A 23,171-nucleotide genomic window follows, 5' to 3' on the forward strand; every position below is an offset into this window, starting at 1 on the left:
CATGGGCCGGTTCTCCGAGGATGAGCTGCAGGCGGTCGTCTCCCGGTATGAGGCGACGCGGGCCGCCGCGCTGACCGAGCGGGACGAGCAGCTGCGGGCGTTCCACGCCGCCGGCTGGCGGCCGGTGGATCTGCAACGGGTCACCGGGTACAGCCGGGAGACGATCCGCCAGGCGCTACGACCGGAAGTCCGGCGGGCGACCAATCTCAGCCGACGCAGGACGTCACCCCAGCCGCCGGCGGACTACCGGCCCTACGGCGACCGGAAGCCCTACGTGGTGGCCGCGACTCTCGCCGATCTGCATGGCCCGACCGCGGGCACGGTGACGCTTCCGCGTCATCTCGACTGGTCCGGGCACGCCGAGTACGACCTCAACCGGCCCGCACGCCTGGCCAGCATGTACAAGGTGGTCCTCACCGAAGCCGCTACCGTCGAGGATCTGAACACCTGGCTCGACGCCGACCTCCTCCGGCAGCTCTGGCCCACCCTCTGGCTGCCGCCCCAGCTTCGCCAGCGCTGGGAAGAAGCCTTCCCCGAACTCGCCGCCACACGCAGCAACGCGGCATAGCGGTGGACCCGTTCCACGAACGCCTCGCCCGTACCGGGCTCGCGGCTGCCAATCGATACGGCTTCGCACTGGCCGGCGGTTACGCGGTGCAGGCGGCCGGGCTGCTGGAGCGGCCCAGTGAGGACGTCGACCTGTTCACCGCTTGGGACCGCCGCGACGAGTTCACCGCCGCGGTCACCGCCGTCGTGCACGCCTACCGGAACGACGGCCTCACCGTCGAGACCGAGCGGCAATACGACACGTTCGCCCGGCTGGCCGTCACCGACGGCACCCGGGTTTCCAAGGTCGAACTCGGCGTGGACTGGCGCGCCAACGAACCAATCCTCATGGCGATCGGACCCGTCCTCCACCCCGACGACGCGGTCGCCAACAAGATGGGTGCACTCTACGGACGAGCGTTCGCCCGTGACTTCATCGACATCGACGCCACCCTCCGATCCGGCCGCTACACCCGCGAAGCCCTCCTCACCCTCGCGCAGCGCGCCGACCGCGGCTTCGACCCGCGCATCTTCGCCGACGCCCTCGGACAAGCCACCCAGCTCGACTCCGACGACTTCACCCAGTACGGCATCACCGGCCCAGCGCTGGACGATCTCCGTAGCCGATTCGCGGAGTGGCGCCGCGACCTGCTCGACGGCGAGGAAGGGTGACTCGGTCCCGACTCCCGGCAGCGTAAGCCTGCACACGCAGGGCCCAGAACGTCCAGCTGATCTTCGGCAAGCGATCGCAGCGAGCCCGCGAAGCGACCGGCACGCCACGAGGGACAGCAGGAGAAAGCAGGTCGTCGGCCTGTAGACACCGGCAGACCGTCGTCTTAGGAATCCGAAGCAGCCGCGCCCAGGCGGGCGCAAGCGGGAGATTCAGCACCAGCAACAGCAGATTCCCGACGAAGAGGCTGGCGATGAGCGTCCAGACCAGACCCGACTCCCGCTCGAAGAGCAGCGGGCCGGGTTGGATGCCGTACTGCTCGAAGGCGGCCAGCATCACCGCGGCGGTGGCGTTGGTGGGCAGGCCGATGGCGAGCATCGGTACCAGCGTGCCGGCGGCGGACGCGTTGTTGGCCGCCTCGGGGCCGGCGACGCCTTCGATCGCTCCCCGGCCGAACTCGTCCCGGTGCTTGGACAACTTCTTCTCGGTGGCATACGACAGGAACGTGGGTATCTCAGCGCCGCCCGCGGGTAGCGCCCCGAACGGGAATCCGTAAGCGGTGCCGCGCAGCCAGGGCTTCCAAGACCGGCGCCAGTCGTCGCGGCCCATCCATGGCCGGCCGACCGGGATCACCTCGGCCGGACGGCGTCGGAGGTGCGCGGCGATCCAGAGTGCTTCGCCCACGGCGAAGATCCCGACAGCCACCACAACCACGTCGATGCCGTCTGCGAGCTGCGGCACGCCGAAGGTGAGCCGCTGTTGACCGGTCACCCTGTCGATCCCCACCACTCCGATGACCAGGCCGATCAGCGGCGAGGCGAAACCGCGTACCCGGGAGGCGCCCAGCACCGAGGTGACGGCGACGAACGACAGCAGCATCAGGGCGAAGTAGTCCGGCGCGCCGAGGCTGACCGCGAACCGGACCACCGGCGGGGTGATGACCACAAGCAGCAGGGTGGCGATGGTTCCGGCGACGAACGACCCGATCGCGGCGGTGGCCAGCGCCTGCGCTGCCCGGCCGGCCAGGCCGCGGTAACTCTCAAATACGGAAGCACCGGCCGCCCGGAGCGCGTTACCGCTGGACTGGCCGTTAGCCGCGCCGATCTCGACCCAGCATCCGAAGACCTGCAGCGCGTTCAGCCCGTACCCCTTCAAGGGCTGAACCGGGTCCGGGCCGGGCGGAACGGCGCGGCGTTCCGCCCGGCCCGCGGCTCCGCGTCCGCGCAGCTCGGTCGCAGCGGCGATCAGTTGCTGGAGGGATGCCTCGACCTCGAAATAGTCGCGCGTCTTGAGGCCGCAGTCGGGGTTCACCCACAGCCGCTCGGCCGGCACCGCGGCCGCGGCCCGGCGCAGCGCGCCGACGACCTCGTCGTGGGACGGCAGCCGGGGTGAGTGGATGTCCCAGACGCCGGGCCCCACACCCCGGCGGTATCCGATCGCGGCGAGGTCGTCGAGGACCTCCATCCGGGAGCGGGATGCCTCGATGCTGGTGACGTCGGCGTCGAGGGCGTCGATGGCCGTGATCACCTCCCCGAACTCCGAGTAGCACAGATGGGTGTGGATCTGGGTGTCGTCGGCGACTCCGCAGGTGGCCAGGCGGAACGCCCCGACTGCCCAGTCCAGGTACGCCCTCTGGTCCGCCCCGCGCAGTGGCAGCGTCTCACGCAGCGCCGGCTCGTCGACCTGGATGACCCGGATACCGGCTGCCTCGAGATCGCGGCACTCGTCGCGCAGGGCGAGCGCGACCTGGTCCGCGGTGTCTGCCAGTGGCTGGTCGCTGCGGACGAACGACCAGGCCAGGATGGTGACCGGGCCGGTGAGCATGCCCTTGACCGGCCGGTCGGTCAGCGACTGCGCGTAGGTGGACCAGTTGACGGTCATCGGCGCCCTGCGTGCCACGTCCCCGTAGATGATGGGCGGACGCACGCATCGGGAGCCGTAGGACTGGACCCAGCCGTGTTCGGTGGCGGCGAACCCGTCCAACTGCTCGCCGAAGTACTGGACCATGTCGTTTCGTTCCGGCTCGCCGTGCACGAGCACGTCCAGGCCCAGCCGCTCCTGGAGCCGGACGACGTGCTCGACCTCGGCCCGCATGCGCCGGGTGTAGGCGGTGTCGTCGAGGCGGCCGGCCCGATGCTCGGCACGCGCGCGGCGCAGCTCGTCGGTCTGCGGGAACGATCCGATGGTCGTGGTCGGCAGGGGCGGTAGGTTCAGCCGGGCCTGCTGTGCCGCCGCTCGCTCCGGGTACGCGCCGCGCTGCCGATCCGTGGCGCGCAGTGCGGCGAGCCGGCCGCGTACGGTGTCGTCGCGCCATGTGGCGGGGGTGGGCGGCAGCGGCTCGGGCAGGGACGTGGTGCCGTTGCGCAGCGCGCGGCCGAGCCGGACGACCTCATCAACCTTCTGCCGAGCGAAGGCGAGCCGCTGACGCAGCGCCGGGTCGAGAGCGGTCTCGGCGGACAGGTCCACCGGCACGTGCAGCAGCGAGCACGAGGTGGACACGGCGACGTGGTCGGCGAGCCCGGCCACCGCGGCACCGGCCGCCACGGCGGCGCGCAGGTCGGTACGCCAGACGTTGCGCCCGTCGACCAGGCCCGCGACGATCGTCTTGCCGCGCAGCGGTCCCGCGCCGGCCAGCCGCCGCAGGTTGCCGGGCCCGGCAACCAGATCCACACCGACCGCTTCGACCGGCGTGTCGAGCAGGGCGGGCAGCGCGTCACCGAGCTCACCGAAGTAGGAGGCGACGAAGATCGCCGGCCGCTGCTCCACCGCGCACAGCCGGGTGTAGGCCTCCCGCAGCGCGTCGATCTCGGGGGCGCTCCGGTCGGCGACGTAAGCGGGTTCGTCCAGCTGCACCCATCGCACGCCCGCCGCGGCCAGGGATCGCAGGATGTCGGCGTACACGTCGACCAGGTCGGTCAACCGGTCGAACGGTTCGCCGCCCGTCTCGGTGGGCTTGGCCAGCAGCAGGAACGTGGCCGGCCCGACCAGCACCGGCCGGCTGTCGATTCCCAGCTCGCGGGCCTCGCGGTACTCGCGCAGCGCCTTGTCGGGATTCGCCGCGAAGGCGGTGTCGGAGCCGATCTCGGGAACCAGATAGTGGTAGTTGGTGTCGAACCACTTCGTCAGTTCGAGCGCCGGCTCGGCATCGACGCCCCGGGCCATCGCAAAGTAGGTGTCGAGATCGCCGAGGCCGAGACGGGCGAACCGGTGCGGGATCGCGCCGACAGCGACGGCCGTGTCCAGCACGTGATCGTAGTAGGAGAACGTGTTGGACGGGATCGCGTCCAGGCGCGCGTCGCGCAGCGTCCGCCAGACCTCCTCCCGTAGCACGGCAGAGGTCGCCGCCAACTCCTCGGCGTCGATCCGGCCCGCCCAGTAGGCCTCGACCGCCTTCTTCAACTCGCGGTGCGCGCCGATGTGGGGGTAGCCGAGCACTGTGCTCTGCCCGAATGAGGTTGTCACTGTGGTCCTTCCCTCGAGGTGCCTGGCGGCCACGGGGGAAGGGGAAGGCGGGGTACGGCTGTCGCGTACCGGCTTTCCGCCCTGGCCCTCCCGGGAGGCCGCCGACGGCGCGCACCGGCGGTACGCGCAGTGCGGGCAGGTCTTCGGACTCGCGGGCACGACCGGATCCACCCGGTCACCTACTGGCCGTCGCTTCCCAGACCTCACGGTCCAGTGCTTCGTTGACGGCTGTCGTTCCCACTCACCGCTGCGGGGCAGTCCCGGATTCGCACCGGGTTCCCTCTTACGGCGCCCCACTCGCGCGGCGGGGGGGCGCACCAGCGCCGTTGTCCATCCTATGGGGCGATGAGCCGATGTGATCGGTGTGTCCGTCCTGCGGGACAGCAAGCCGTCGCGGCAGCGGAGTGCTTGCGTGCGACGAGAGGGTGACGAGGGGCTAGAAGATGGGCCGGGTCGCGGTAGTCGTGGTCGGCGGATGCGCGCCGTCGAACCCGGTCTGAACCGCCCCGGGTGGAATGGTCGGTGCCGCCGACGAGGTAGTCGCCTCTCTCCGGCGCCGACGGCTGGCCCTGGCCCCTACCGGCGCGGCGCGGAACGCACGGACCGAGGGCTCTGCACCTGCCCGGCCGCTGGTCCGGCAGGTCGGCCAGCCGGACGGGCACCTGCCTTCGCCGTAGCGCTTATCGTACTGGGCCACCGCGCGAGCGCGGGGGCAGACGAGGCCGTACCGGCTGGCCGTACGGGATGAATCACCACGAGGGCACCTGCCTCTGCCCCGGGGGGAGTGCGGCCAGGCGTCGGCGGCGCCGTGAGTCATCGCCCCCGCCGCACGTGGCGTGGGCGATGTCGGCATCGGCGATCGCGGACCGGCCGGGCTCGTTCCACGCCGAGGTCGTCGCACGGTCGCGGATTCACCTGTCGGCGGCATGAGAGGTTGCAACAGTGGTCGGGTGACCAGCGGAGAGGATGAGGTGGCCGGAGCCGGGCTGGGCGTCCGGCGAACCCTGGTCGCGACGCACGGCGGGGTGACGCGAGCCGAGCTCTTCCTCGATCTCGTGTTTGTCTTCGCCTTCATGAACGTCGCCGGCCTCATGGCCGCGCGGTCGGCCTTCGACGCGCTGGTCCAAGGCGGGCTCGTGCTCCTGCTGCTGTGGCGCAGTTGGGCCGGGTACGCCTGGGTCGGAAACCTGGTCCGGCTCGACCGCGGGATCCTGCCAATCGTCATGTTCATGGTTGCGACCGCGCTCCTGCTGGTCGCCGTCGCGATTCCGGATGTGTTCGTCGACCGGCACGCCGGGCTCTCCGCACCTCTCGTCTTCGTCGTCGGCTTTCTGAGCATCCGAGCCGTGTCGCTGTTGATCATCATGCGGAGCCGGCGACGCTCGACGCAGCAGTCGATCGCACCCGCCCGGCAGGCCTGGCTACCCCTGGCCGCCAGCGCCGTCCTGCTGCTGTGCGGGGCGCTGCTGCCCAGCCACCTCGCACCCGGACGCAGCGCCGGGCTGCTGCAGATCCTGCTCTTCGCGGTGGCGACCGCCGTCGACTACGTCGGGCTGCGCGCTCCAGGCACCGGCAGTTGGCAGCTCAGGTCGGTGCGGCACTGGGCAGAGCGGCACAACCTGATCATGCTGATCGCCTTGGGCGAGACGATCATCTCGATCGGCACGAGCCGGGGGTTCGCCGGCACACCCGCGATCACCTGGTCCGTGCTCGCCGGCTCCGGGCTCGCGCTCCTCGTCGTGGCGTTCCTCTGGTGGGCGTACTTCGACATCGCGGCGCTCGACGCGGAACAGACGCTGGAGTCCGTCCCCCACCACGCCCGGTCCCGGCTGGCCCGCGACGCGTACACCCTCCTGCACCTGCCGATGATCGCCGGGCTCATCCTGGTGGCGTTCGGGCTCAAGCACGCGCTGGGCGCCACCGAGATCGACACCGCAAAGAAGTGGGACGCCCCGGCTCTGTTCAGTCTCTACGGCGGGGTCGTCCTGTACCTGCTCGGGTTGGTGGCGTTCGAGTGGCGCATGGTCCGGCGAATCGGCCGGGGTCCGCTACTCGGCATCGTCCTGGTCGCGCTGCTGGCGCCGGTGGCCCGCACGGTGGAGGCCGTGGCATCGCTCGGGATCCTCGCCGGGGCCCTGGTCTGCGTGGTGCTCGCGCATGTGACGGTGCTCCGGAAGCGTCACCGCGGCCTGCACCGGGTGGTCGCCGTGACGGCCGGGCGCGAGGTCGAGGCCACCCCGGAAGACCTGTTCCTGGACCTCGTGTTCGTGTACGCGTTCATCCAGGTCACTGTCCTCATGACCCGGCACCCGGGGGCGACCGGCGTGTTCCACGGGCTGGCCGTCCTCGCCCTGCTCTGGTGGTCCTGGATCAACCACACCTGGTACACGACTGTGGTACGCGGGTCGGCGAACGTCCGGCGGTTGATCGTGCTCACTGAGGTGACCCTGACCCTGATGCTCGGGATCGCCACGCCACAGGCGTTCAGTCACGTGCCCGGAGGGTTGCCCGGTCCCGCGATCGTCGTCCTCACGTACGTGGCGGTGCGCGTCCTGCAACTCGCCGCGCTCTGGATCCCGCTCCGGCGAGACACCGCGCTGCCCACGGCCGTGATACGAGCCGCCGCGCCGACGTGTGTCGCCGCCGTACTGCTGGTGGGCGCCGTGCTCGCCGGCGGGGCCACCGGCCCGGCGACACCCCTGAGCACAGCGCTCTGGGTGGCCGGCATCGCCGTCGACCTGAGCAGCGGCTATCTCACCGGAGCCCGCAACTGGCAGCTCGGTCAGGTGAGCCGGTGGATGGGCCGCTACAACCTCATCATCCTCATCGCGCTCGGCCAAGCGGTGATCTCCACCGGAATGGCCGTCGCCGGCCTGCCCGCCTCCGGACCCGCGCTCCTCTGCGTAGCACTCGGCGCTCTCCTGCTGTCCGCCCTCTGGTGGACCTACGTCGGCACCGACGTCGTCATCGGCGAACGGTTCACCGAGCTGACCACGCCGCGGCAACGTGGAACTCTGGCCCGGGACGCCTACACGTACCTACACCTGTTCCTGGTCGTCGGCCTCGTCCTGGTCGCCTTCGGCCTGCGCACATCGTTGGCCATACCCGGACAGCTCGGCCCGGCGACGCCGGCCGGGCAAGTCATTCTCGTGTGCGGCCTAATCGTCTTCCTGCTGACCGACCACCTCGTGTGGCGGCGCGCACGCCGTACCGTGACCCGCCCCCGGGCCCTGACCCTGTTGGTCGCCGCGCTTGCTCCGCTGACCATCCTGCTGCCGGTGCGGGAGGCGCTGATCCTGCTCATCCTAAGTCTGTCGTCCGTGCACCTGCTCGCCCGCACGACCAGACCGCGGCCCGGCAGTCACCCCGCCCGCGGCACGTGAGCGCGAAATTCGCTGCCCGTGATCGCAGTAGCCCGCGCATCTTCCACCAAGCCGCGGATCGCCGGGTGCCGCCGGCCGGGTTGGCGTCTATAAGCTACTGGCGGAATGACCGCGCCAAGTCCTGACCTGTCATCGGCCGGCCGCCCCACTCGGCGGCGACGCGGTGCGGGTCGCCGGTACGGAAATCCGGCGGCTCGTGGAGCAGGAAGTCGCGGTGGCTGATGTTCCAGGCGTACGCGCCGGCCATGGCGAACACCAGCACGTCGCGGACGCCCACCGGCCCGGCGTGCGTCGTGCGGGACAGCACGTCCTTCGGTGTGCACAGTTGCCCGACTACAGTGACCGGCCCGCCGTCGGTGCACGGCCCGTCACCGCTGTACCGCTGGTGCACGGTGAACGGCTGCGCATGGCCCTTGGCCGCCGGTGTACGAAGGTGGTGGGTGCCGCCCGCGACCACTGCGAACCACTCGCCGTAGGAGCGTTTCACGTCGATCACCTCGGTCAGGTACGCCCCGCAGTAGGCGGTGACCGACCGGCCCGGCTCGACGCGAAGCCGCACCCCCGGATACGCGTCACACACGCCGGCCAGTGCCCGCCCGTAGCTGGCCCAGTCGAAGCGGGCTGCCGGGTCCACGTAGTCGACTGCCATGCCACCGCCGACGTCTACCTCCCGGGCCCCGACCTCGCTGACCGACCAGCGGACCACGGCTTCCGCCACCATGGCGGCGAGCGGCGCGTCCAGTCCGCTGGCCAGGTGGACGTGCACGCCTCGCACCTCGACCCCGGCCGGTGGACGGCGGGCGCAGGCCACCGCCTCAGCCGGGTCCATTCCGAACGGGCTGGGACGCCCGCCCATCACCAGGCTCGCCCCGGGCGCCTCCAGTGGCAGGTTCACCCGCAGCAGCACCCGCGCCCGCACCTCGGCGGAGACCGCCAGCGCGCCAAGGCGGCGCAGCTCGGCCGGGGACTCCACGTGGATCCGGGCCACCCCGGCGGCGAGTGCCGCGGCCAGATCCGCGTCGGTCTTGCCCGGACCGGCGTACGCGGCAGCCGCCCGCTCGGGCAGCACCTGGGCGAGGCGTCGCAACTCGCCCCGGCTGGCGGTCTCGAAGCCGTCGACGACCGGTGCCAGCGTGCGCAGCACGTCCGGCTCCGGGTTCGCCTTCACCGCGTACAGCAGCTCGACCTCCGGCGGCAAGGCGGCGCGGATCGCCCGGGCGTGCCCGGCCAGTGCATCGAGGTCGTGGACATAGACCGGCCGGGTCACGCGCGACCGCCGAGAGGGTTCGGCACCGGCACGAACGGCGCTGCCCGGTCCGCATCTCTCCGCCATCGCACCAGCAGGTTCGCCTTGGCCACCAGCGGCTCACCGGCCAGCAGGGCACGCAGCTCGGGCGGCTCGCCCAGGTCGGCGGCTACCGCGGCGACCACGTCCCGCACCTCCCGCCACAGGGCCGGTTCGATGCCCGGCCGGGCGTCGGCGAGAGCGCCGCTGATCCCGGCCAGGTGGTTGACGAACAGGCAGTAGACGACGCGCTGGCGGGCCTGGAGGGCGTCGTACCCGACCTGCCGGGGCAACCCCGGTGGCCAGCTCGTCCATCGGCTAATGTCCAGCTTCACCCCCTCCAGGTCGCGCAGCAGCATTCGCACCGGGCAGCCGTCGGCGTCGCGCACCACGAGGACGTTCTGGAGGTGCGGCTCGTGCACCACGCCGTGCCGCAACCACGCATCCAGCACGGCCGGCACCAGCAGCCCGACGTAGCGCCGCCACCACGCCACCGGGTCTGCCGCGGATAGCGGCGCGGCGGCCAGCGCCGCCGCTAGCACCGCGGTCTGCTGGGGCCGCAGATGGGCGCGCAAGCCGGTGCGCAGGATCGTCCCGTACGCCTCGTCCGCGCCGGCCGCGTCGATGGTCCGGTACGCGGGTTCGGCGAGCATCGCCACGCCGTCGGACAGCGGGATCCCGGCAAGCAGCCTGGTCAGCGCGACTGCGGCGGTCAGCTCGTACCGCGCGTTCTTGCGCAGGCAGTTGGTGATCCGCACGTGCAGGCTGGTCTTGACGAACAGGTCGGCGTCGGGAGAGTAGAGCGTGCGGACGCTCGCGGTCGGGCGGACCGGCGCCCCGGCCAGGCCGAGCCGGCGCACCCGGGGATGCGTCGGCGGCACCAGCGTCACCTGCCACGGGTGTACCGGCAGCACCCGGTGCCCGGCCGGTGGGCGCGGCGGTTCCAGGGCGGCCAGCATCGGGTCCACCGGCCCGGCCTCGGCCACCAGGTCGTCCGGCACGGCCAGCCAGTGCAGCCGGAACTCGGTGCGCAGTTCCGGCGCGTACGCCTGCCATTCGTCCGGGTCGCCACTGCGCCACTTGGGGGTGGGGTGGTGCGGGTGGCCGAGGACGAGCGACTGCTCGGACGCCACGTAGGCGTCGATCGCCGGGTCGCTCGTGGGATTGAGGTCGGCGGCCGGCCGCCCGGCCAGCAGGTGGGCCACCGTGTCCCGGCTGGCCCGTACCTGGTCGAGGAACTCGGGATTGTTGTGGCCGGTGCGCGCGGTCAGCTCCGCGGCGACCAGACTGGCCAGCCCTTCGGCGTCCAGGTCGCGCCACGGGCCGCCGTCGGGCCGGTGGCGCACCGGACCGGTGTAGCGATGCGTGCCGACCGGGGACAGCCGGGCCGCCGTGCAGCGTAGTGTCACCCCGGTGGACGGCAGCCAGACCTGCACCACGTCGCCGGTGATGGTGACGTCGGCGGGGGTGGCGACCTCGCGGGCCAGGCAGCCGAACACGGCGTGAGCGGCGGCCAGGTCCGCAGGGTGGGTGTGCCAGGCTGCCCGGGGGCGCAGTCCGGTGCTGGTCATCGCGTCTCCCGCAGATAGTTCGGACCGGTGTGCCGGTAGAACTTGTTCACGTCGGCGCATCCGAGCCGCTGCTTCGGTAGCAGGGTGCCGGCGGTGACCATCGCCTTGACCGGAAGCCGTTCGGCGCGCAGCACCCGTTCGGTGAACTCCCGCGCCGCCAGGCCATCGCCCCACCGGTCCCGGGCCGCAATGAGTCGCGGGGTCAGCGCGGCGGCCGGCGTCGGCACCGGGACCCCGCGGGCGGCCAGCGCCAGCAGCGGCGCAGCGGCGGCCAGGTGAAGGGTGATGGTGACGAACACGTCGGCCAGTTCGCCGGGGTCAGTGACCCACATCCGTGCGTCCCGCAGTGTCACCGCGCCGCGGTGGCGCGGGTCGAGGCGGGCACCGTCGTCGTCCTTGTAGAGCAGGCCGACCGTCCCGTCCGGCGCGAGGAGCAGGTGAATGTTCTGCGGGTGGGCCTCCAGCGCCACGCCGTACCGGAGCCACAGGCAGACGTGCCAGTCGAGCAGCAGGTCCAGGTAGGCGTCGAGCACGGCCTGTGGACGGCCGCCGCCGATGCGCTCCAGCACCGTGCCGGACTCCGGGTCTGGCGCGGCGAGGGCCGCCACCGGCACCACCCGGGTGCTGGCCAGGTCCCGGGGGAACCGGCGGAGCAGGAAAGCCCGCCGGTCGTCGTCGCCGACGTGACCGAAGGTGCGCTCGTCGGCATGCCGGATCCGGCCCGCGAAGGCGGGTTCGGCCGCAGCGGTCCGGTCGAGCAGCCCGGCCACCGCCGCGCCGTCGGCCAGGTTGGCCGGCCGCAGGCCGCGCCGGTTGCGCGCGCCCAGCGTGGCGGTGGGCAGCGGTAGCTTCAGGTGCGTGTACGGGTCGTCTGCGAGCGCCACCGTGCGCATGGAGAGTGTGGGCCGCACTGTCACCACCGGCCGGTCGGTCACCGGCAGCGCGTGCCGCGCCGCGGTGAGCGGGTGCACCGGCAGTAGCACGTCGTCGGCCCGGTCCGCGGCCGGCCACCACGCCGGCAGCGGACCGGTGAGCCGTACCTCCGTCCGGGGGGCGACGTGCCAGCGCAGCGCGAAGCGGGGTGCGTGCTCCGGGGCGTACTGGGTCAGGTCGTCGTCGCCGAGACCGTGCCGGCAGCGGTCGGTCGGGTAGACCGGATGACCGGCGTGCGCGGCGAGCACGTCGTCGAGCAGTGCCGCCGGCATGCCAGCCGGCGTGGTCACCCGTTCGGCGGCCACGGCGGTGAACACCGTCGGCCGGCCCGAGGCAGCGAGCTGCCGGGCCCTCAGGTCGGCGTGGCACTCGGCGGTGAACGTCTGCCAGCCGGCCTCGGCCTCCGGGTCGTCGACCGGGGCGAGTACCGCGAGCAGAGCGTCGAGGGTGTCCACCCGGCGTTCGCGGCCCTCGGTGTCGCGGACGTCAAGCATGGCGGTCGCGCAGCGCAGCGTCGCCTGGAAACCGTCGGCGCGGACCGGGATGCGCAGCAAGCCGCCGGCGTGCGGTACCTCCCACCGGCCGGTCACGGTGAGCCGGCCGCGCTGGAGCAGGCCGATGTGGTCCTCGCGCAGCAGCGCGTCGAGCACCCGGACGAAGACCTGCTGCTCGCTGTGGTCGGTCATCCGGTGATCGTCCAGCTCAGGTCGTCCCGGAACGCGGTGAGCGCGGCCCGGACGGTGTCAGGGTCGGGTCCGATGCCGTGCAGCGCGGCCAGGTAGTCGCGGTTGGTGCCGGTGTGCTCGGCGACCCGGCCCACCTCCCGCATCGGACGGCACGACAGCCGCACTCCGTCGTGGACGGTGTCCACGGGCCCGGGCGCCGCCGTGAGCCGGCCGGACCGGTCGGCGCAGACGTACTCGACCCGGGCGTAACTGCGCAGGGCGGCCGGGTCGGGCAGGTCCAGCGCGGCCAGTGGCTCGCCGAGGTGCAGCCGGATGACGTGGGCGAACAGGGGCACGCCGAGCAGGTCGGTGAGGATCAGGTCCATCCGGTCACCGATGAGCCGGTCGTTCACCTCGATCAGCCGGATTCCGTCCGGCCGCACGACGTACTCGGTGTGGCAGGCGCCGAAGCCGACGCCGAGCGCGTCGAGCAGCGCGCGGAGCCTTGCGTCGTGGGCGGGAGGTGGAGGCGCCCAGTCGAGGCTCACCTCGGTGAAGGTCGGCGGTGCGCCGAGGCCGGTGCGCCAGCCACCCAGCACCGTCCGCGATCCGCCGTCGCCCAGCGTGTCGTAGGTGCGCAGCTCGCCGGCCAGGTACTCCTCGACGATGAGGGCCACCTCGGGCCGCCGCCGCCGGATTGCGGTGACCTGTGCGGCCAGCTCGCGCCGGTCGGTCACGAGGTAGGCGTCCTCGCTGGCCACGCCGTCGCGGGGCTTGAGTACGGCGGGGAACAGGTCGGCCGGGACCGCAGGGGTGGCACCCGGGTCGAGGGTTATCGCCCGGACCGGGTCCAGTCCGGCGGCGGCGAGCGCGCGGCGCATGGCGGCCTTGTCCTTGCAGCGCCGAGCCGCCTCCGGGTCCTTGCCCGGCAGGCCGAGCTTGCCGGCGGCGACAGCGGTCGCCTCCTGAAGGTGGTCGCTGTTGGACAGCAGCGCGGCGGGCGATTCGGCGGTGGTGGCCGCGACGATCGCCGCCGGGTCGCGGACCGCGCAGTGCCGCACCGGCACGTCGGCTGGCCATTCGGCGGGCCGGTCGGTCAGCACCGTGGTCGGAAGGCCGAGCGCGTCCGCTGCCGGGAGGAAGCCCTCCAGGACGGCGTCGGTGGGGTTCAGCGCGGTCAGGTAAAGGTGCATCGAACCTCCTCGACCGAACCGGCATTTAGGGCAGCCTACCCTAAATGTGTGGCTTTGTGGAGATTGACGGACGCCGGCCCTCGGCGTGCCAACCGATCGGCACGCCACAGCAGTGCGGCGGCAACCAGGCCACCGACCAGGACAGCGACCGCACCCACCGTCTGACCGGTCCGCAACGCCTCGGCGAAGGCGGTTGTCACCGCCTCCCGGTCCGGGCCGGCGGCGGCCATCGTGGCCGGGAACGAGCCGGCGCCGGCCAGCGCAGCCGGCAGCAACGCGCCGAACCGGGCGTTGAGCACCGCGCCCAGCACCGCCACCCCCAGACTGCTGCCAACCTCGGTCATGGTGCCGTCCACACCGGCTCCGGCACCGGCCTTGTGGGTGGGGATCGCGCTCATCACCGCCTCCACGATGGCCGGGTTCGCCAGCGCGCATCCCGTACCCATGACCAGCAGCCCTGCCAGCAGTGTGGCGTAGCCCTCGGACGGACCGTGCGTGACCAGCGCAAGACCGGCGGCCAGCAGGGTCATGCCGACCGCGATGGCAGCCGGCAGGCCGAGCCGGCGGATCGCCAGCGCGGCCACGCCGCCGACGTTGAGCGCCACGATGGACAACGCGAACGGTGCCATCCGCAGCCCCGCCTCCCAGGCCGGGTAGCCGCGGACGAACTGAAGCTGCTGGGTGAGCAGGAACAGCGCCCCGGTGGCGCCGAACGTGATCAGCACGACGCCGCAGACCGCGCCGACGAAGCGGCGGTCCCGGAAGAAGTGCATATCCAGCATGGGGTGGGCGCACCGCCGCTCCCAGCCGACGAACAGCGCCAGCAGCAACACTCCTGCCGTGCCCACGCCGAGCACCGGCGCCGACGCCCACCCACGCTCGGGACCGGAGATGATCGCCCAGACGATCGCGGTCAGGCCGGCGGTGGACAGCGTCACCCCCACCAGGTCCAGGCGCCCACCGGCCGGGTCCCGCGATTCCGGGACCAGTAGCCGGCCGGCGAACAGGCAGACCACCACGATCGGGACGTTCACCAGAAAGATCGCACCCCAGGGCAGGTGAGCCAGGACGAATCCGCCGATCGGTGGCCCGGCGGCGAAGCCCAGCGCGCTGGTCGCCGCCCAGATGCCGATCGCCCGGGATCGCTCGGCGGCGTCGAAGACCTGCATGGCAACGGCCAAGGTGGCGGTGGCGAGCAGCGCGCCGCCCACTCCCATGCCGGCACGCGCGGCGATCAACTGCTCGGCAGTGCGGGCGAGCCCGGCCGCCGTCGAGCCGAGACCGAACAGCACCAGCCCGACCAGCAGCATCCGTCGCCGCCCGTACCGGTCGACGGCGCTGCCGGCGCTCAGCAGCAGCCCGGACAGCATCAGCGCGTACGCGTTGATCATCCACTGGACGTCGGCCGTGCCCGCGTCCAGCTCGACCGTGAGCACCGGCACGGCCACGGTCAGCACCGTGTTGTCCAGCACCACCACGAGCTGGGCCAGGCAGAGCACCGCCAGGATCAGCCAGCGGTGCGGGACGGCGAATGGTGGCGTGGCGGCACCGTCTGCGCTCGCGGTCGGCAGAGCGCCGGCTGCCGGGCCGACGCTCGTGGGGTCGAGCGTCACGGTGTCGGCACCAGCGCCGATCCGAGACGGCCGAGCGGTTCGGCCGAGGTGCCGGCGGCCCGCGTCGCCGCAGACGCGGCGTCGGTGGCGGCTCGGCCGGTGGCGGCGGGCGCGGTGCCGGTCGGGCTTCCGATCGAACTCATGCGGCTTCCAGCGGTAGTACGGACAGGATGCGCGGCGACTGCAGCCTCAACTGACGAGCAAGTCTGTCTGGGAGTGAGCCACACGTATCGTCGACCCGGACGGCGGGAACCGGCGCTGGTGCGTCACGCCCACCGCCACCCCGGCGGCGACAAGCACCAGCGAAGCCAGCGCAACGGCCGGGTAGCCGAAACGGTCGGCGGCGGCGAGCCCGAGCGAGGCGGCCACGAACGAGCAGACCAGCCCGAACGACGACAGCACGGTGAAGTCGGTGCCACCGCTGCCTGGCCGGGAGTAGTCCATGTTGACCGTGTAGAGCACCACGTTGGCGATCGTGTACGCGGCCAGGAAGAAGCAGAGCGCGGCGACCGTGCCGCCGAGCGGCGCGCGGCCGTTCATCAGCGGCAGCAACGCCACTGTGGATAGAGCCAGAGTGACCCCGCCGGCCACCAGCACGCCAGCACGCCCGAAGCGGCCGATCCCGAGACCGGCGATCAGGCCGGCCGCGATCGCCGGCACGCTGGTCACCACTCCGGTGACCACGCCGATCCGGCCCAGCGACCAGCCGGCGTCCACCAGTGCGGGCGTCACCAGCGCGTACGCCATGCCGGCGCCCACGTACACCAGCGGCACCACGCCGAAGGTCCACCACCGGCAGCCGGGCTGCCCGAACACCGACACCAGCGCCCGGTAGGCCGTGCCGATGCGCACGATCCGGTCGGTGCGCTCCGGTTCCCGGAACCGCCACACCACAAGCAGCCCGAGCGCGGTCAGCGCGGCCAGCAGGCCGACCGCCGCAGCCCAGCCGAAGCGGTCGTACACCAGCACGCAGACGCCGCCGCCAAGCAGGTTACCCAGGTAGCTGGCCGCCACCTGGATGCCGTTGCCGGTGCCCCGCTCCGACGCGGCCAGCAGCCGCACCGCGACCGCGTCGACGGCGATGTCCTGGGTCGCAGAGAAGAACACGAACACGGCGCAGACGGCGATGACCGGACCCAGCTGGTCCGCGGGCCGGGAGAACGGCAGCAGCGCCAGCAGGGTCAGCACCATCACGGCCTGGAGCACCAGCAGCCAGGAGCGGTAGTGGCCGCGGCGCCGGGAGCCGTAGCGGTCGAGGAGCGGCGCCCAGAGGAACTTGACAGGCCAGATCAGGCCGACCACCTGCAGCAACGCCAGGGTGTCCAGCGAGGTGCCGCCGTCGCGCAGGATCGCAGTCAGCCCCACCGTGATGAAGCCGATGCCGAGATACTGCGTGACGTAGAGCGCGGTGAGCGTCCCGAGGCGGCCCATCAGGCGGCACGCCAGTACGCGACCGTAGTGAGCTGGTGCTTGCCGACACCGAGCGTGCGCCGCAGGTGCCGGGTGATGCCGCGAGTGCTGGCCGCCTCACAGGCCACCCAGTAGTGCGCGGTCCCTACGGCGGGCAGCGCGGTGCAGACGGTGTCGACCAGGTGCCGGCCGTCGTCGCGGCGGCGCACCCACGTCACGTCGTGGTGGGCGCGGGCGCGCAGGGTCAGCGCCTTCTCGCCCTCGTGGGCGTACTCGAGCCAGACCGTCGCCGGGATGTCCGCGCCGGCGTCGAGGAGGCTGTTGACCGCCGGCAGCGAGGCCGCGTCGCCGACCAGGTAGAGGTGTTCGGGCACCGGGTCGGGCAGCGCGAACGCACTGCCCTGCACGGTCGCGTCGATGGTGTCGCCCACCCGCGCGGTGGTCGCCCAGCGGGCGGCGCAGCCCTCATGCACGGCGAACTCGAGTGTGAATCGCCCGGTGGCCGGGTCAGGATCGACGAGCGTGTAGGCCCGTTGGTGGGCCCGTCCGTCGTTGTCGAACCAGAGCCGGATCCACATCGTCGGGTGCGTGCCGCAGGCCGCCAGCAGCCCGCCGTCGTCAAGGAGCAGGCGCTGGTAGTGCCCATCGACCGACTCGGTGCCCAGCACGGTGAGCCGGAAGTCCCGGCCCCCCCATGGCCTTGAGCACCAGGCCCTCCCAGTTCCGTTTCACGAGCCCTCCATGTAAGGTCCACCTTAGTTAGGTGAGGGTACCCTAAGTTGACCACTTGGGGGAACTGCCACTCCAGGGCTGGCGGGTGATCCTCGCCGATACGACTGCGAGGGCTGAATACCCGCAGCGTCCAGGGCGTCTCCGGCGTCTGCTGACGCACAGCAGGCCTGGGCCAACTGGGCCGTCGGCGACCTGATCCCGCGCCCACCGAACCGCTACCCCACCCTCGCCGGAACCCCCGAAGGAGGACACGATCGTGATCTACCAGGAACAGATTCCCGACCTCGGCGACCTGACGCTGGAACCGGTGCGCCCCGACCAGCACGCCGAGCTGCTGCACGGCTGGGTCACCCTGCCCTGCAACGCGTTCTGGGGAATGGGTGGACACAGCCTCGACGACGTGCGCGAGATCTACACTTTCCTCGACGGGCTGGACACCCATCACGCGTACCTAATCCTGCTCGACGGCGAACCGGTCGGGCTGTTCCAGACCTACCAGCCCGAGGCGGACCCGGTCGGTGAACGCTACCCCGTTCAGCCCGGTGACGTCGGGATGCACCTGCTCCTCAACCCGCCACGGCGCTACGCCCGTGGTCTTACCACTGCCGTCGGTCCGGCCCTGGCCCGTTTCCTCCTGCGAGATCCCGCCGCGCAGCGCATCGTGGTCGAGCCGGACGTGCGCAACGAGGCCGCGCTGCGACGGCTGCGAACCGAGGGCTTCACATTCGCCTCCGAGATCGACATGCCGGACAAGCGGGCACAGCTGGCGTTCCTGACCCGCGAGCGGTTCGAGGCGCATCACCAGCCGGCCTGATCCCGGCGTCCGGGCGACCAGGCCGGGTTTGCCTGGCACCCGGGAAGTCTGGCGAGGCCCATACCGCCCGGCCGGACGACTTATCGGGCCGGACAGCCAGTCGCCCGGATCCGGGGGTCCGCCATGCAACGTCCACGCCCCGACTTACGGCCGCCCCGACAAGCGCACGTGGTCGAAGGCGTCTTGTTGCGTGAGTGCTGCTCAGCGACCGGACCGGGCGGCGCGCCTGGTTCCACGCAGGCGGCAAGGCCACCACACTGCGGCGACCCGACCGCACCCGGGGGGGGCGACGACTTGGCCATGGTGAGATGTCCTTCGACGGCGTCCTGCCAGTGGTCAGGTTGAGCGCCGGGCGGGGCCGCTGGGGGCGGGTGTGCAGTCTCGCCCGATCGCGGAGAGCGCACACCCCAGCCTTCCACCATCGAAAGGCGCGTATCACCGGTTGGGCGTTACGCCGCCCGGCCTCGCGGCACCTCGTGAAGGGGAGCATGGTCGGCCTCGGCCACTCCTGGGTGACCGAGGCCGGGGATCGAAGGGTTCAGGTGCGGCTGGGGGCGCCAGTCGCGGCCAGCATCTGGGTAGCCTGCGCGGCGTGGGCGTCCTCGACGAGCAGGTCGTAGCTGTCGGCGCGGAATGCGCTGATGGAGGCGAAATCGCGTCGGCCGCCGGTCATAGCGTGTCCGACGAGGCCCAGCAGGGCACCAAGGACGGCGCCGACGATCACCCCGTTTAGGGCGAGCAGCGCCCCGGAGACCAGGGGGTTGACCAAATCGAACAGGCCCAGGAGCCAGCCGAGCAGCGCGCCCAGGACGGCGCCGCCGGCCGCCTGGTAGCCCGCGGCCTTGACCCAGGTCATGCGGCCGGTGACCTGCTCGTAGGAGTGCAGGCCTCGACCGACGATGGCCACGTGCTCGACAGGGAACCGCTGGTCGGACAAGTAGTCCACCGCCTGCTCCGCAGCGGTGTAGGTCGGATATGAGGCCACGACCCGCTGCGCGGGCGCAGCGGTGGGCTGCCGGGAGGTCGGCGTCATCGCGGGTCATCCTCCTTCGCATTGTCGGCGATGGGCCGGTTTGGTACGTACTATCAGCTGGCGTTGACGGTGATCCGGCGCGGCTTGGCCGTCTCGGTCTTGGGCACGCGCACGGTGAGCACGCCGTCGGCCAGGTCCGCGGTTATGTGCTCGGCGTCGATGTCACCGGGCAGCGACGTTCGGTAGGCGAACTGGCCGACGCGGCGGTTGCGGTGGCGCAGCCAGCCGACCTTCTCCTTCTCGACGATTTCGCCGCCGACCCGAAGTTCGCCGCCGGTGACTTCCACGGTGAGGTCCTTACGCTTGACCCCGGGGACCTCGATGTCGACGAGGTACGCGTGGTCGGTCTCGGTGACGTCGGCCAGCGGCGTCCACCCCTGCGCCGTCCCGGCACCGGGGTCCGCACCGAGCACGGTGCTCATCAGCCGGCTCATCTGCTGGTGAAGCTGCGCCATCTCGCGCAGCGGGTCCAGGACGCCGCCGTTCTCGGCGGACCGCAGCTGGGTGGGTCGAAGCACGGGAAGCGTCATTGTTCTCCTCCATGCGGTTAGTTCGGTGCCTGTCGGGGTTCACGGTTCGCCTGGGCCGGGATCCCGGTCACGGCCCGGCGCCCCCTGTCTGAAGTGCCGGGCCACTTCGGAGGTGCCCAGGAGCAAGCTCTTGAGTGAAGCCTTCGCGGCCGTGCCGCGCTGCGGGTCAGCCCTTGATCTGCTTTCGGCCGCCGCTGCCGGAGCCGAGGCTGATCTTTCGCGGCTTGGCCTTGTCGGACACCGGGATGCGCAGGGTCAGCACACCGTTGTCGTAGCTGGCCTCGAGCCTGTCGGTGTCCAGGGTGTCGCCGAGGAACAGCTGCCGGCTGAACACACCCATCTGCCGCTCGGCGATCACAGTCTCGACGCCGTCCTTCTGCGGACGCTGACGCTCCGCCTTCACCGACAGCACGTTGCGCTCGACGGTCAGGTCAATCGAGTCCGGGTCGACGCCAGGCAGATCGAAGTAGACGTGGAACCAGTCACCCTCGCGCGCGGCGTCGACGTGCATCACCGCCGGCCGGCTCGTGGTACCGGCGAGCTGCTGGAAGACGCGGTCGATGTCGCGGAACGGGTCGGTGCGCATCAGCATGGCCATCTCCTCCCTCACCAAAGCCTCAAGCGGGGGAAACCACCCGGCAGTTGAGCCTCCTTGACTCAACTTAATTCCACGGATACAACCAACTCATGCCGCTGTCAACTCCCACCCCTGCGGTTGACGGGTCGTTCACCGTCGGACCGGATGAGGGCCTGTTCCCGATCTCGGTGGTGACCGAGCTCACCGGAATCGGCGCGCACACGCTGCGCAGGTACGAGCGGGCCGGGCTGCTGCGGCCGCGACGCACCGACGGGGGGATGCGCCGGTACAGCAGCAACGACCTGGCCGTCGTGCGCCGCGCCGCCGCCTTGTCCGGCGAGGGGATCAACCTGGCCGGCCTGCGCCGCATCCTGGATCTGGAATCCGAGGTGGCGTCAATGCGCGCCGAAATCGACGCCCTCCGTGCCCGGACGGCGAGGCGGTCACACCGACGGTCCTGAGATCACGCGCGAGACGGGGCGCGGAAGAATGGTTGAAGCACCGCCCAGGATGTGCCCACGCTGCGGCCAGCGAAGCCCTGTCATGTGCACGGTTGCCGACGCCAGGTGCGGATCGAAGCGGCATGTCGCGCGCCCGCAGGGGCTCATCGCCCCTCGCGGGCGCGGATGATCTTCTGGGCCATCGCCGAACCGGTCCCGACCCTGCGCAACCGGATCAGGTGCGCTACCCCGGTATTAGCACTCAGCGGAGGCGAGTGCAAGTCCCGCCCCTTCTGGCCGGGGACGACTTTGTAGAGTTGACACTGGTGGGCTCAAGTTCTATCAGTGGATACAGGCAGATACTCGCCGGTGCACATCCCAGAGCGAAAGGAGGTTGATCATGGGACGTGCCGTAGGTATCGACTTGGGCACCACGAACTCCGTGATCGCCGTGTACGAGGGCGGCCAGCCGCAGGTGATCGCCAATGCCGAGGGTGGGCGGACCACGCCGTCGGTGGTCGCGTTCACCGACAGCCGTGAGCGTCTCGTCGGGCAGCTAGCCCGCCGGCAGGCGGTGCTGAACCCGAAGGGCACGATCTCGTCGGCGAAGCGGTTCATCGGACGCCGCTTCGACGAGATCACCAACGAGGCCGACCAGGTTTCCTACGACGTGACCTATGGGCCGGAGGGCGCGGTGCGGTTCTCGGTGCGGGGCAAGCAGTACGCGCCGGAGGAGATCAGCGCCGGGGTCCTGCGCAAGCTGGCCGACGACGCGGCCAAGCACCTGGGTGAGAAGGTCACCGACGCGGTGATCACCGTGCCGGCCTACTTCAACGACGCCCAGCGCCAGGCCACCAAGGACGCCGGCCGCATCGCCGGGCTGAACGTGCTGCGGATCATCAACGAGCCCACCGCCGCCGCCCTCGCATATGGCCTGGACAAGAAGGGACACGAGACGGTGCTCGTGTTCGACCTCGGCGGCGGCACCTTCGACGTGTCCATCCTCGATGTGGGCGACGGTGTGGTGGAGGTGCGTTCCACCGCCGGTGACACCCACCTCGGTGGCGACGACTTCGACCGCCGCCTCGTCGACCACCTCGCCGAGCAGTTCAAGAACGACAACGGCATCGACCTGCGCAAGGATCCGCAGGCGCTGCAGCGGCTGTACGAGGCGGCCGAGAAGGCGAAGGTCGAGCTGTCGTCGGTGGCGCAGACGCAGGTGAACCTGCCGTTCATCACCGCCGACGCCTCCGGCCCGAAGCACCTGATCACGACCGTCACGCGGGCCACGTTCGAGCAGCTCACCGCCGACCTGGTCGAGCGGTGCATGGGCCCGGTCCGGCAGGCCCTCGCCGACGCGAAGGTCTCCGCCGACGACCTGGACGAGGTGATCCTGGTCGGCGGGTCGACCCGTATCCCGGCCGTGCAGGCCCTTGTCAAGCGGCTGACCGGCGGCAAGCAGCCGAACATGTCGGTCAACCCCGACGAGGTCGTCGCGCTCGGTGCCGCAGTGCAGGCGGCGGTGTTGCAGGGCGAGGTCTCCGATGTGCTGCTGCTCGACGTCACTCCGCTGTCGCTCGGTGTGGAAACCCTCGGCGGGCTGATGACCAAGCTGATCGAGCGCAACACTACTATTCCCACCCGGCGCAGCGAAACGTTCACGACCGCGGAGGACAACCAGCCGGCCGTGGACGTGGTCGTGCTGCAGGGCGAGCGGGAGAAGGCCGCCGACAACCGCGTGCTGGGCCGGCTGCGGTTGGAGAACATCGCTCCGGCGCCGCGCGGGGTACCGCAGATCGAGGTCACCTTCGACATCGACGCCAACGGCATCCTCAACGTCTCGGCGAAGGACAAGGCCACCGGCGCCGAACAGAAGATCACCATCTCCGGTAGCGGCACCCTGGACGAGTCCGAGGTGCAGCGCATGGTCGCCGACGCCGAACGCCACCGCGCCGACGACGTCCGGCTGCGCGAGGCCGTCGAGGCCCGCAACAGCCTTGACTCGGCCGCCTACCAGGTCGAGCGGCGCCTCGCCGAGCTCGGCGAGCAGGTGGCGGTGCACGATAAGGCCCGCGCCGAGATGCTCATCGGCGACGCCCGGCAGGCGGTCAAGGAGGAGGCCCCGCTGGACCGGATCCGGTCGCTGACAGCGGACCTGCAGCAGATGCTGCACGGCCTGAGTGGTGCGGGCGCCGCTGAATCCGGCGTTCAGTCGGCCAGCAGCGGCCCGGCAGGCGGCAACGCTCCGGGCGGTAGCGGGTCGGCCGGCGGGGACGACGTGATCGACGCCGACTACACCCCGACCAGCTGAGCC

General features: G+C 71.5%; 17 protein-coding genes, 1 pseudogene and 1 riboswitch. Of the genes and pseudogenes, 6 read left to right on the top strand and 12 right to left on the bottom strand.

The window, feature by feature from the left end; all coding sequences use genetic code 11:
* Window position 1: 1 nt before the first annotated feature.
* Both CLT75_RS12425 and CLT75_RS12430 read left to right on the top strand, forming a co-directional pair.
* Entirely contained in the window at window positions 2-568 is a 567-nt protein-coding gene (locus tag CLT75_RS12425) for a hypothetical protein (protein ID WP_135240925.1), read from the top strand.
* Window positions 569-570: 2 nt separating this feature from the next.
* The gene (locus tag CLT75_RS12430; protein ID WP_135240926.1) at window positions 571-1,218 is read left to right on the top strand and encodes a nucleotidyl transferase AbiEii/AbiGii toxin family protein; all 648 of its coding nucleotides are present in this window, start codon (window positions 571-573) and stop codon (window positions 1,216-1,218) included.
* Here CLT75_RS12430 and metE read toward each other — a convergent pair.
* Window positions 1,139-4,678: a 5-methyltetrahydropteroyltriglutamate--homocysteine S-methyltransferase gene (gene metE / locus CLT75_RS33200; protein ID WP_135240927.1), complete on the bottom strand. Its 3,540-nt coding sequence runs from the start codon at window positions 4,676-4,678 to the stop codon at window positions 1,139-1,141. The two genes, CLT75_RS12430 and metE, sit on opposite strands and share 80 nt — an antisense overlap.
* 117 nt (window positions 4,679-4,795) lie before the next feature.
* A riboswitch (cobalamin riboswitch) is annotated at window positions 4,796-5,015 on the bottom strand.
* A gap of 613 nt (window positions 5,016-5,628) precedes the next feature.
* On the opposite strand from metE, the gene CLT75_RS12440 reads away from it, so the two are divergent.
* Complete coding sequence (locus CLT75_RS12440) at window positions 5,629-8,061, top strand: low temperature requirement protein A (protein ID WP_167796911.1); 2,433 nt, start codon at window positions 5,629-5,631, stop codon at window positions 8,059-8,061.
* A gap of 94 nt (window positions 8,062-8,155) precedes the next feature.
* Here CLT75_RS12440 and CLT75_RS12445 read toward each other — a convergent pair whose 3' ends face one another.
* The 8 genes and pseudogenes from CLT75_RS12445 to CLT75_RS12475 all read right to left on the bottom strand — a co-directional run bounded on the left by CLT75_RS12445 (window position 8,156) and on the right by CLT75_RS12475 (window position 17,463).
* Complete coding sequence (locus tag CLT75_RS12445; protein WP_071098676.1) at window positions 8,156-9,328, bottom strand: alanine racemase; 1,173 nt, start codon at window positions 9,326-9,328, stop codon at window positions 8,156-8,158.
* Window positions 9,325-10,917 carry an IucA/IucC family protein gene (locus CLT75_RS12450; protein ID WP_013476162.1) on the bottom strand — a complete coding sequence of 531 codons (1,593 nt, stop codon included), beginning with the start codon at window positions 10,915-10,917 and terminating at the stop codon, window positions 9,325-9,327. Before CLT75_RS12450 ends, CLT75_RS12445 begins: the two co-directional genes overlap by 4 nt.
* Window positions 10,914-12,536 carry an IucA/IucC family siderophore biosynthesis protein gene (locus tag CLT75_RS12455; RefSeq protein WP_135240929.1) on the bottom strand — a complete coding sequence of 541 codons (1,623 nt, stop codon included), beginning with the start codon at window positions 12,534-12,536 and terminating at the stop codon, window positions 10,914-10,916. Before CLT75_RS12455 ends, CLT75_RS12450 begins: the two co-directional genes overlap by 4 nt.
* Window positions 12,533-13,708: an ATP-grasp domain-containing protein gene (locus CLT75_RS12460; protein ID WP_135240930.1), complete on the bottom strand. Its 1,176-nt coding sequence runs from the start codon at window positions 13,706-13,708 to the stop codon at window positions 12,533-12,535. Before CLT75_RS12460 ends, CLT75_RS12455 begins: the two co-directional genes overlap by 4 nt.
* Window positions 13,709-13,743: 35 nt before the next feature.
* A complete protein-coding gene (locus CLT75_RS12465; RefSeq protein ID WP_135243994.1) occupies window positions 13,744-15,279 on the bottom strand; it encodes an MFS transporter in 1,536 nt (511 codons plus the stop codon).
* Between the two features lie 38 nt (window positions 15,280-15,317).
* The gene (locus tag CLT75_RS32630) at window positions 15,318-15,464 is read right to left on the bottom strand and encodes a hypothetical protein (RefSeq protein ID WP_167796912.1); all 147 of its coding nucleotides are present in this window, start codon (window positions 15,462-15,464) and stop codon (window positions 15,318-15,320) included.
* Window positions 15,465-15,510: 46 nt separating this feature from the next.
* A complete protein-coding gene (locus CLT75_RS12470) occupies window positions 15,511-16,752 on the bottom strand; it encodes an MFS transporter (protein WP_135240931.1) in 1,242 nt (413 codons plus the stop codon).
* Window positions 16,752-17,463, bottom strand: a pseudogene (locus CLT75_RS12475) (siderophore-interacting protein). Before CLT75_RS12475 ends, CLT75_RS12470 begins: the two are co-directional and overlap by 1 nt.
* Before the next feature lie 256 nt (window positions 17,464-17,719).
* Between CLT75_RS12475 and CLT75_RS12480 the strand changes: the two are divergent.
* A complete protein-coding gene (locus CLT75_RS12480) occupies window positions 17,720-18,277 on the top strand; it encodes a GNAT family N-acetyltransferase (protein WP_135240933.1) in 558 nt (185 codons plus the stop codon).
* A 538-nt stretch (window positions 18,278-18,815) separates the two neighbouring features.
* On the opposite strand, the gene CLT75_RS12485 is transcribed toward CLT75_RS12480, so the two are convergent.
* From CLT75_RS12485 to CLT75_RS12495, 3 genes are all read right to left on the bottom strand, one after another.
* Window positions 18,816-19,310 (bottom strand): general stress protein, encoded by a 495-nt coding sequence (locus CLT75_RS12485; protein WP_135240934.1) that lies wholly within the window; start codon window positions 19,308-19,310, stop codon window positions 18,816-18,818.
* A 53-nt stretch (window positions 19,311-19,363) separates the two neighbouring features.
* Window positions 19,364-19,840, bottom strand: coding sequence for an Hsp20/alpha crystallin family protein (locus CLT75_RS12490; RefSeq protein ID WP_135240935.1), 477 nt, complete (start codon window positions 19,838-19,840; stop codon window positions 19,364-19,366).
* 166 nt (window positions 19,841-20,006) lie between these two features.
* Window positions 20,007-20,432 carry an Hsp20/alpha crystallin family protein gene (locus CLT75_RS12495; protein WP_135240936.1) on the bottom strand — a complete coding sequence of 142 codons (426 nt, stop codon included), beginning with the start codon at window positions 20,430-20,432 and terminating at the stop codon, window positions 20,007-20,009.
* A 95-nt stretch (window positions 20,433-20,527) separates the two neighbouring features.
* On the opposite strand from CLT75_RS12495, the gene CLT75_RS12500 reads away from it, so the two are divergent.
* Together CLT75_RS12500 and dnaK are read left to right on the top strand one after the other, a co-directional pair.
* Window positions 20,528-20,878, top strand: coding sequence for a MerR family transcriptional regulator (locus CLT75_RS12500; RefSeq protein WP_135240937.1), 351 nt, complete (start codon window positions 20,528-20,530; stop codon window positions 20,876-20,878).
* A 379-nt stretch (window positions 20,879-21,257) separates the two neighbouring features.
* Window positions 21,258-23,168, top strand: coding sequence for a molecular chaperone DnaK (dnaK, locus tag CLT75_RS12505; protein WP_135240938.1), 1,911 nt, complete (start codon window positions 21,258-21,260; stop codon window positions 23,166-23,168).
* Window positions 23,169-23,171 lie beyond the last annotated feature (3 nt).

The organism is Micromonospora sp. CNZ285, assembly GCF_004637285.1.